Origin of the sequence: Luteibacter sp. (genome assembly GCF_051958795.1) — a bacterium.
Taxonomy (GTDB): domain Bacteria; phylum Pseudomonadota; class Gammaproteobacteria; order Xanthomonadales; family Rhodanobacteraceae; genus Luteibacter.
The window spans coordinates 1-7,426 of the sequence record NZ_JBQCFT010000223.1 but is presented as its reverse complement, the minus strand read 5'-3'; the positions used below and the strand labels follow the sequence as shown (position 1 = coordinate 7,426).

9 protein-coding genes are annotated in these 7,426 nt (G+C 66.9%); 3 read left to right on the top strand and 6 right to left on the bottom strand.

What is annotated here, in order from left to right:
* Positions 1–152 precede the first annotated feature (152 nt).
* From ACTHLF_RS11295 to ACTHLF_RS11270, 6 genes are all read right to left on the bottom strand, one after another.
* Complete coding sequence (locus ACTHLF_RS11295; protein WP_440327441.1) at positions 153–1,946, bottom strand: tetratricopeptide repeat-containing diguanylate cyclase; 1,794 nt, start codon at positions 1,944–1,946, stop codon at positions 153–155.
* Between the two features lie 5 nt (positions 1,947–1,951).
* Positions 1,952–2,263, bottom strand: a complete 312-nt coding sequence (locus tag ACTHLF_RS11290) for a hypothetical protein (protein WP_440327440.1) — start codon at positions 2,261–2,263, stop codon at positions 1,952–1,954.
* A gap of 163 nt (positions 2,264–2,426) precedes the next feature.
* Positions 2,427–2,918: an Ohr family peroxiredoxin gene (locus tag ACTHLF_RS11285; RefSeq protein WP_440327439.1), complete on the bottom strand. Its 492-nt coding sequence runs from the start codon at positions 2,916–2,918 to the stop codon at positions 2,427–2,429.
* Positions 2,919–2,940: 22 nt separating this feature from the next.
* The gene (locus ACTHLF_RS11280; protein ID WP_440327438.1) at positions 2,941–3,702 is read right to left on the bottom strand and encodes an SDR family oxidoreductase; all 762 of its coding nucleotides are present in this window, start codon (positions 3,700–3,702) and stop codon (positions 2,941–2,943) included.
* 78 nt (positions 3,703–3,780) lie between these two features.
* Positions 3,781–4,788: a LysR substrate-binding domain-containing protein gene (locus tag ACTHLF_RS11275; protein WP_440327437.1), complete on the bottom strand. Its 1,008-nt coding sequence runs from the start codon at positions 4,786–4,788 to the stop codon at positions 3,781–3,783.
* Positions 4,785–5,054, bottom strand: a complete 270-nt coding sequence (locus tag ACTHLF_RS11270; protein WP_440327436.1) for a sigma factor-like helix-turn-helix DNA-binding protein — start codon at positions 5,052–5,054, stop codon at positions 4,785–4,787. Before ACTHLF_RS11270 ends, ACTHLF_RS11275 begins: the two co-directional genes overlap by 4 nt.
* Positions 5,055–5,220: 166 nt before the next feature.
* Here ACTHLF_RS11270 and ACTHLF_RS11265 point away from each other — a divergent pair, with 166 nt between their 5' ends.
* The 3 genes from ACTHLF_RS11265 (at position 5,221) to ACTHLF_RS11255 (ending at position 7,288) form a co-directional block, all read left to right on the top strand.
* Positions 5,221–5,703, top strand: a complete 483-nt coding sequence (locus ACTHLF_RS11265) for a carboxymuconolactone decarboxylase family protein (protein ID WP_440327435.1) — start codon at positions 5,221–5,223, stop codon at positions 5,701–5,703.
* Positions 5,704–5,728: 25 nt separating this feature from the next.
* The gene (locus tag ACTHLF_RS11260) at positions 5,729–6,154 is read left to right on the top strand and encodes a cupin domain-containing protein (RefSeq protein ID WP_440327434.1); all 426 of its coding nucleotides are present in this window, start codon (positions 5,729–5,731) and stop codon (positions 6,152–6,154) included.
* 234 nt (positions 6,155–6,388) lie between these two features.
* Positions 6,389–7,288 carry an RNA polymerase sigma-70 factor gene (locus tag ACTHLF_RS11255; RefSeq protein ID WP_440327433.1) on the top strand — a complete coding sequence of 300 codons (900 nt, stop codon included), beginning with the start codon at positions 6,389–6,391 and terminating at the stop codon, positions 7,286–7,288.
* The last annotated feature ends 138 nt before the right edge of the window (positions 7,289–7,426 follow it).

The window sequence follows — 7,426 nt, the reverse complement described above, 5'->3', positions numbered from 1 at the left end:
GTACATGGGCCGCGTAGCGGCCTTCCTTTTCGAACGACGAGGACTGTCTGAGCAGCGAGGGTGGGCGCCAAGGGCTCTTTCCGGAGACGTCAGAGCGCTAGAAGCGATGGCGAAGCCGAGCACCCACGCGAAGCCGAAGGCGAGCCTTATCGTCAGCTCGAGGCCGCGACCGGATACGGCGAATCCGGGATGTCCCCGCTATCGCCCATGAAGACGCAGTTGCGGCCCGAGCGCTTCGCCCGGTACAGCGCGCCATCCGCCACCACCAGCAGGCGGTGCAGCTCGAACCCGCACTGCAGCGTCGAGGCCACGCCGAAGCTCGCCGTCACCACCAGCTCCGGACGCGACGGCGTCGCCGACGTCGCCGAAATGGAAAGGCGCAGCTGCTCCGCACGCGCACGCGCCTGCGCCGGGCTGCAATCCGGCAACAGCACCGCGAATTCCTCGCCACCCAGGCGGCCAAACACATCGCACGCATGCAGCGCGCGGCGGCACACGTCCACTGCCCGCTTCAACACCTCATCACCCACCGAATGACCCCACGTGTCATTCACGTTCTTGAAGTGATCCAGGTCGAACAGGATCAGGCAGGCACCGCGATCCGAACGCGCACCGTACGCCAACACGCGCTCCGACTGCTCCACGAAATGCTCGCGATTGCAGATGCCGGTGAGGCCATCACGGCGTGCCATGCGCATGAAGCGCAGCTGCGAGCGGCGCAGGCGCAACACCAGGGCGACGATACCGACCAGGCTCAGGCCCAGCACGAAGATGTATAGACGCCCGGTTTCCACTTCCTTGCGATCCAGCGCGTTGGACAAGCGCAGGATCTCGTTCTTCTTGTTCAGCGTCTCGACTTCCGCCTTGCGCGCGACCACCTGCTGGTCGACCAGCTGGAACGCGAGGCTGCGCGCGCTGATGTCGTCCAGGTAACCCTTGTCGGCCGCCATGTACTGCTCGTGGTACGCCAGCGCGGACTGCGCATTGCCCACGCGCTGCTCCACTTCGAACAGCACCTTGTAGCCCACGCGGCGCGGGTCGGTGTACTCATCGCGCACCGCGCCAGCCACGGCGGAAAGCGCATGCTTCCGCGCATTGGCCAGGTCATCCATGGCGAGGTAAGCACTGGCAAGCGTCGCGTCGAATTCGGCCAGCAGGGTTGCGTAGTTCGTGTCGCGCAGGTCATCGCGGTGCGGGAGCAACAGGTCGATCGCCGCGCGCGGCTGTCCGTTACGCAGGTAGAACATGCCGATATCGGAGCGCATGGCGTCGGCGAACACGGTATCGCCACTGCCCTCGCACGCTTCGATCGCCCCCTGGTACAACGGCTCAATCGCCGTGAGGCGGCCTGCTTCGCGGCGAGCCCGCATCAGGTGCTGCACACCCTTGCACTCGCTCTCACCCGGCGGCGGTTCGTCGACCATTTGCCGGGCGTACGCTTCGGCGGCATCGAACTGGCCGGCTGAACTAAGCAACTGCGAGGCCTCGCCCAATGCAGCGAAACGCGCGCGGACATCGCGCACCGACGGCAGCAGTTCCTGCATCTGGTTGAGCCGGCGGAACGCATCCTCATAGCGATGCGCGATGCCGAGCAGGTTGATCAGGGTCGCCATGGCGCGGACGCGCAGCACGGAATCGGTGGCGGTATCGGCCACGCTATCGAGCAGGCCGCGTGCCTTGTCGTAATCGCCCACCCAGGTCGCGCGCCAGCCTTCGAGGAAAGCCAGCTTGGCCGCGGTCGCATCATCCAGTTGCGCGCGCACCGGCTCGACCTGCCCAAGCAGGCGGGTGAAGCCATCGAAATCGGCGTGCTTGATCTGGTCCGCCTGCTCCAGCGTGCGGCTGGCCTTTGCCGATGTCGCGGCATCGGGTGCCGCATGCACGGCCGCCACGCCCAGGAAGGGCATGGCCAGCGCGAAGAGAACCTGGCGAATCCAGCGACGCACAGCGGTCAGCGCTCCTTCGCCGGCGGGCTGCCGGGCCCCTTCTTCTTCAACGGTTCGTCGTTGTCGTCATCCTCATCGCCTTCGTCGTCCGGCGCCTCCTTCTCGCGCTCCGGACCATCCGGCATCTGGGTGGCGATGAACTGCACGCCGCCAAGGAGGCGACGCAAGCCGTCGGCGTCGCCGTAGGCCAGCGCCTCGCGCGTCGCATCGTCATCGATCCCCAGTTCGGTCAGCAGCGCCTCGCGGTCGGCCGGTGAGCCATGCCGCAGGGCCGCGTCCTCCCCGACGCGGGCCAGATAGTCCGTGACGTTTCCCATCGCACCTGTCCCTTGGGCTCAAAGGCCTTGCCTTCGGCCCGCGTGGCTCGCCTCCCCTCGAGGACGAATCATGGCGCGATCATACCGCCACCGGGGACGGCGCAGTAGTAGGCCACGTGGCCGGGACTAAAGGGTCGAGACGGCCGTCACGGGCCCCGCGCGGTCAGGGCTCGAGGGCCACGGTGCAGTCGATCCCCTGCTTCGCCATCTTGGCGTAGGGGCACAGGCGCTCGGTGTGGCGGACCAGCTCCTCGGCCAGCGGCCGGTCGACCCCCGGCAGCGCGATCCGCACCTCGGCCACCAGGGTGAACTGGCCATCCACGGGATCACGGCCGAAGGTGACCTTCACCTTCACGGCGGCATCCGGGATGGCGATGGACGAGCGATCCGCCAGCAGCTTAAGTGCCCCGTGGAAGCAGGCCGCAAAGCCGGCCGCGAACAGCTGCTCGGGGTTGGTACCGCCGCCCGGGCCGCCCAAGGCCGGCGGGACGCGCAACGAAACGTCCAGCTCGCCATCCGACGAGCGCGCCACGCCCGATGCGCGGGCGTGGGCTGCCACGCCACCGGTAACGGTGACGTCGGCCGTGTACAGCGGCTGGAAGACGTCACCGTGGTAACGATCCAGGAAGGAGACATGCGGCACCTTGGGTTCCATGGCGTGGGCGCCTCCTGTGGCGTCAGGCATGCGCACCCGGGGTCTGCCCGGCGAGCCAGGCATCCAGGCTCACCTTGCCGAGATGCGCGCCCGGGCCCGGCAGCAGCGAATCCTTGCCGATGACACCACCGAAATACGGCGCCGACGGATCGCCGGTCACGACGCGCGGGTCGCCCTTCGCACGAAGGAAACGCCGCACCAGCTCATCCATCGCGTTCGCCTCGGGGCCCGCGATCTCGATATAGCCTTTGCGCGGCGGCTCCAGCACGGCCTCGGCGACGGCATCGGCCACGTCTTCCGCGGCGATGGGCTGGATGCCACCCGTGGAGACCGATATCTCCGGGCCCTGCCCGCGCTCGTCGGCAATGCCGCCGGTGAATTCGAGGAACTGCGTCGCGCGGACGATCGTGTAAGGCACGCCGGATTCCCGGATGAGCTTCTCCTGCGCGTTCTTGGCCGCGAAATACGCGTTACCGGGCTTGCGGTCGGTGCCCACGATGGAGAGCGCCACGTGGTGCTGGACGCCGGCCTTCTTCTCCGCCGCAGCGATGTTGCCGCCGGCCGTGGTGAAGAAGTGCATGACGGCCTCCGCCGCGAACGACGGCGAATTGGCCAGGTCGACCACGGTGTGGACGCCCGCCATGGCCGCGTCGAGGCCTTCACCGGTAAGCGTGTTCACGCCACTCGAAGGCGACGCCGGCACGACGTCATGGCCCTTCGCGCGCAGGCGCGCCACCACCTTGCTGCCGATCAGGCCGGTACCACCGATGACCAGGATTTTCATGGCTGACTCCTCTTGCCGGGTTCTCTGAAAGGAAAGGCTAGGCCCGGGCCCCAATGACGGGTAGCCCCGGGTACGACGTCACCGTGTTGCCACGGAGGCACCAATCCGGTTGTCATCGCCGCAATCGAAATCCAGCGCGCGGATGCCCGCGATCATGTAGTCCACGAACACGCGGATCCGCGACGGCATCTGCTGGCGGCTGAGGTAGCACACGTAGTGCCCACGATCCTCGGGCGCGTGCTGCGGCAGGCAGGCGACCAGGCGGCCGGTCTTCAGGTGGTCGCAGACCTGGTAGCCGGCCAGCTGGGCCAGCCCTTCGCCATCCAGCGCCGCCTGCAGCACGAGGTCGGCATCGTTGAACGACAGCATGGAGGCCGGGCGCACCTTGCGGTCGCGGCCGTCTACGCGGAACTCCCAGTCGAACGTGCGGCCGCTCGCGAGCCGGTAGCCAAGGCACTCGTGGGCCGCGATGTCGTCGAGCGACAGGGGTGCCGGGTTGCGCGCCAGGTAGCCGGGCGAGGCGCAGAGGACCATGCGCATCGGCACGATCTGCCGGGCGATCACCTGGCTGTCTTCCATCCGCCCGTTGCGGAACGCGACATCGACCTGGTCGGTGATGAAATCGGCCGGCCGGTCGTCGAGCAGCAGCTCCACCGCCACGTCCGGATAGGCCGCGCGGAACCCATGCAGCAAGGGTGCCACCACGCGACGTCCGAAACCGACCGCCGCACTGATCCGCAGGCGCCCGCGCGGCGGGCCTTCGCGCAGCTCGCGCATGTCTTCCAGTGCCTGGGCGATGCGCTCCACGCCGGGCTGGCAATTCTCAAAGAACAGCGAGCCTTCCGGGGTAAGCGAGGTGCTCCGCGTGGTCCGCGAGAACAGGCGCGCACCCACCTGTTGCTCGAGCTTCTGCACGCTGCGGCTGACCGCGCTGCGGCCGATGCCGAGGCGATCGGCGGCCCGGGCGAAACTTCCCTCGTTCACCACGGCGATGAAAGCGATCACGCCGGCATAACTGGCGGAAAAGCTCGAGGTGAGTGCATCGGCGCCCACGCGGGCGCTTTGCGGAAACGGCGTGACATTCATGGGTGGTCTCCGTGGGCGCCGGCGCGCAAGGCACGCAGGCGTGTTCGGGCATCGTCGATAAGCTGTCGGCAGGTGTCGGCATCGCGACCGAGCAGCGCGGATACCTCGCCGATCGGCTTGCCCAGCACGTCGCTAAGCAGGAAGGCCACCCGTGGCAGCAGGGGAAGCTGCTGAACCGCGGCCTGGAATTCGATCCACACGCGGTCGCAACCCTCGACACGGGCCGTTCCGGCATGGCGCTGCTGCGTGGCTTCTGGGGTGTCCATGCCATACAGACGCGGTAGCTCCCGCCGCTGTGACATGGCCATTGGTGCGTTACGCGCAACATCGTGCGGACGCCGCCGTGGCTACCGAATGCAAGGCACCGGGCCTAGCTTGGTGAGCGTCCCGCACATGCCGGGCCCACCTTCCCTACCCCATGAGGAGCGATCCATGAGCAAGCGTCTCGATTACCAGCTGCAGTCGCCGGAATTCACCAAGAAGCTCGTCGAGCTTTCGATAGCGCAGCGCAAGGAAAGCAGCATCGAACCGGGCCTGAAGCACATGCTCGACCTGCGCGCGTCGCAGATGAACGGCTGCGGCTTCTGCGTCGATATGCATGTCAAGGAAGCTATTGCCGGTGGCGAACGCCAGCTGCGCCTGCACCACATCGCCATCTGGCGGGAATCGGACCAGTTCAGCCCGCGCGAGCGCGCCGCGCTGGCCTACACCGAGGCGCTGACCGACCTGAATCCGGAAGGCATCACGGATGAGCTTTACAAGACGGTGCGCGAGCAGTTCTCCGAAAAGGAGCTGTCCGACCTGACCTTCGCGATCATGACGATCAACGCCTGGAACCGCGTCAACATCGCCTTCCACACCGTGCCCGGTTCCCTCGACAAGGCTTATGGCCTCGACAAGGTCGCCGTCGGCTGATCACCCGCACCTGGAGGACACACCCATGAAAACTCTCTTTGCGCTTGCAGCGTTCGGCCTGCTCGCCGCCTCGGCCACGGCCTGCGCCCACGAGGAACACGCTACCATGGCCGTCGAGCCGAAGGTCATCCCGGTAACCCAGAAGGACATGCCGGATGTCCCGGGCAAGGAAATCGTCGTCATCACCGTCGACTACCCGCCGGGCGTCGTCGAGCACGTGCACCACCACGACGCGAACGCGATTGTCTACGTGCTCGAGGGCAACATCATCGAGGGCGTGAAAGGCCAGCCGGAGCAGCACCTGAAGGCGGGCGATACGTTCTACGAAGGCCCGAACGACACGCATACGATCGGTCGCAACGCCAGCCAGACCGAGCCGGCGAAGTTCCTGGTCTTCATCGTGAAGGACAAGAACAAGCCCGTCGTGCTGCCGGGTGACAAGGGCAAGTAAAGCGCTGCCCGGTAGGAGCCCACCCTGTGGGCGACATCTTTCGCAAAAGCGCTGCAGGACCTGTGGCTCTTCCGCGAACGGCGTCGCCCACAGGGTGGGCTCCTACGCGCGCCGGGTCGCCCGCCGTGCGGCGGCCCGGCCCGCCCCGCCAATTCGGTCAAAAAGCGCAGGAACTTGCTGGACGCTTGCGGCGGGCCGTGTCACAAAAGGCGTACCTGATCCGTCTGGTATGACATGACCGCCGCTACCGCCACTTTCACCGCCCTGCGGCCTCGCCTGCATGGCATCGCCTACCGCATGCTGGGTTCGGTTCCCGAGGCCGAGGATGTTGTGCAGGACGTGTGGCTGCGCTGGCATGGGACGGACACCGACGGCATCGATAACGCCGAGGCCTGGCTGGTCGCGGCGACCACCCGCCGGGCGATCGACCAGTTGCGTTCCGCGCGCACGCGGCGCGAGCACTACGTGGGCATCTGGCTCCCGGAGCCGGTCCTGACCGACGACAGCGCGACGCCGGAGGACCTGCAGGAACTGGCCAGCGACGTCTCCGTGGCCTTCCTGGCCCTTCTGGAACGGCTGGCGCCGGAAGCGCGCGCCGCGTTCCTGCTGCGCGAAGTGTTCGACGAGAATTACCCGGAGATCGCGCAGGTGCTGGGCAAGAGCGAGGCCGCCTGCCGGCAGCTGGTGCACCGCGCGAAGGAACAGTTGCGTGACGAGCGCCCACGCTACGAAGTGAACCGTGACCTGCACGCGACACTGGTCCGCCGTTTCGCCGGTGCGATGGCCTCGGGTGACTTCCGCTCCATGCGCGAGATCCTTGCGCCGGATGCCGTGCTGATGGGCGACGGCGGCGGCTACGTCAGCAGCTTCCCGAAACCGATGGAAGGCGGCGTGCGCATCGCGCAGCTGCTGTATGCACCGAGCATCCGCAACGACCGCGGCATGCGTGTGGAGATCGCCAGCGTCAATGGCGAGCTCGCCGTCATGCGTTTCTTCGAGGGTGCGCTGGAATCGGTGCAGACCTTCGCCATCGAAGGCGGCCGGATCACGGCAATCCACGTGCAGCGCAACCCGGAGAAGCTGGCGCGGTTTGTTCGCGGCGAAGGCGGCTTCAAGATGCTGCCGTCATTGTAGGAGCCCACCCTGTGGGCGACATCTTTCGCATCACGTCCACAGGGCCTGTAGCGGCATCGCGAAAGGCGTCGCCCCCAGGGTGGGCTCCTACGCAGTAAAAATGGGGCCTTTTTTCTTGTAAAGAACGCCCTTTATCTA